Consider the following 1981-nt stretch of genomic DNA (forward strand, 5'->3'; position numbering starts at 1 on the left):
TGTTAACAGTTCGTGATAGTGAGTTTTTTGAGCGTAGAACAATGAATATTAATTGGCAGGTTAAAAACCAACCACTTCTGCGATAGCGTATTAATTTTATACTAGAAAGAAATGCATCCTTGACTGAGATCAATCAATTTGTCTTCGTTTTTGTAAATTGTTAAAACAAAAGTTGAAAGATTCAAAAATTATTGAATAATAGAGCTACTAAAAAATGAAGCATAAGCTTCTCTATTTGTACTGAAATAGGACTCATATCCAATGTCTAATTCGTTTGTACTGGTTATCAACTCAGGTAGCTCTTCTTTAAAGTTCGCAGTCATTGATTCAAATAATGGCGAAGCGATTGTTAGCGGTTTAGGCGAGTGTTTCGGCATGCCAGAAGCGGTAATGAGCTGGAAACATAACGGTGAGAAAACCGAAGAAGCAGTTGATGCTCCAGACAATCATCATCAATATGCGATTAACCGCATTGTTAGATTAATGGATACACTAGGATTTACGGATGAATTGGTGGCAGTCGGCCACCGTATTGTGCATGGCGGCGAAAAATTCACTTCAACGGTACGTATCGACAATGACGTACTTGCGGAAATTGAAAGCCTGTCAGATCTAGCTCCTCTACATAACCCAGCAGGTGCTAAAGGTATTCAGGCTGCAATGGCTGCGTTCCCAAGCCTGCCTCAATTCGCTGTGTTCGATACCGCTTTCCACCAGACAATGCCTCAGAAAGCGTTCACTGGTGCTATCTCAAATGAGTTATACAAAGAATATGGCATTCGTCGTTACGGCTTCCATGGCACTAGCCACTACTTTGTAAGCCGTGAAGCTGCAAAAATGCTGAACAAACCAATTGAAGAGTCTAGCTTTATCTCTGTTCACCTTGGTAACGGTGCATCTGTGTGTGCTATTGCTAACGGCGAATCTGTAGATACTTCAATGGGCTTCACTCCACTTGCTGGCCTAATGATGGGCACACGTTCTGGCGACCTTGACCCTGGTATTATTGAGTTCTTGATCAAAAAAGGTTGGACGGCAGAGAAAGTATTCGACACGCTAAACAAAAAGTCAGGTTTCCTAGGTGTTTCTGGCCTAACTTCAGATGCTCGTGGCATTCTTGAAGCGATGGAAGAGGGCCATGAAGGGGCTAAGTTAGCTTTCGAAGTATTTACGTACCGTGTAGCGAAATACATCGGCTCTTACATGATTCCTTTAAGCGAATTGGATGCAATTATCTTCACTGGTGGTATTGGTGAAAACTCTCTACCAATTCGTCGCGAAGTTTTGGCAAACCTTAAACTTCTAGGCTTTGTAGAAAACGTGAAGGGCAATGAAGACGCTCGTTTTGGCGCTTCTGGCATTATCGCGAAGTCTGAACTTCTAGATGCTGTGGCAATGGTTATTCCAACCAATGAAGAGTTAGTAATCGTACGACAATCAGTTGAGTTACTAGAGCAATCAAAATAATTCGATAATCTAATGAGATAAGCCGCTGAATTTTCAGCGGCTTTTTTTATATTTATGCAAAAGTTCCAGAACGATGACCTTTAGTTTTAAAGAGCTTTGCTGGATCCTTGGTGCATAGGTATTCAATAAAATAAATAATATACAATTCGCGTATATATTTAACTTGTTGTTTTTATTGGTTTTTTTAATTGTTTTCCTTGTTTCTCTCTATGCTATTTGTTTTAATGTATTCAAATAATTGGAGAGAGAAATGAAAAATGAAATAACGACTCAAGCATACACACAGCCACAAACCCTTCCCGCATATATCTACTCAAGAGTGAGTAAAGCTATCCAAGCCGAAGAAGGCGAGGGTATCAGTCGTCAGATTAATAGAGCGCATCAGTTTCTTGAGATGATTAATATATGTCGTGTCAGAGATCAACAACCGATTTATGAAGAAATTGATGAGCAAATTATCGATAAAGGACTATCAGCATATGTTGGAGCCAATACTGTAGGCTCCAACATATGC

At 39.9% G+C, this 1981-nt stretch carries 1 protein-coding gene and 1 pseudogene; both read left to right on the top strand.

Going from position 1 to position 1981, the window contains the following annotated elements:
- The first annotated feature begins 261 nt into the window (after positions 1-261).
- Complete coding sequence (locus tag L4C33_RS21905) at positions 262-1467, top strand: acetate/propionate family kinase (RefSeq protein WP_428814496.1); 1206 nt, start codon at positions 262-264, stop codon at positions 1465-1467.
- A 250-nt stretch (positions 1468-1717) separates the two neighbouring features.
- Positions 1718-1981, top strand: a pseudogene (locus L4C33_RS21910) (hypothetical protein); the annotation flags it as partial.

The sequence above is a fragment of the Vibrio makurazakiensis genome (assembly GCF_050337375.1).
Lineage (GTDB): Bacteria > Pseudomonadota > Gammaproteobacteria > Enterobacterales > Vibrionaceae > Vibrio > Vibrio makurazakiensis.

What these genes read in the sequence shown, in the direction of transcription:
- L4C33_RS21905 (WP_428814496.1), top strand. Translation starts at nt 262, where the DNA reads ATGTCTAATTCGTTTGTACTGGTTATCAACTCAGGTAGCTCTTCTTTA.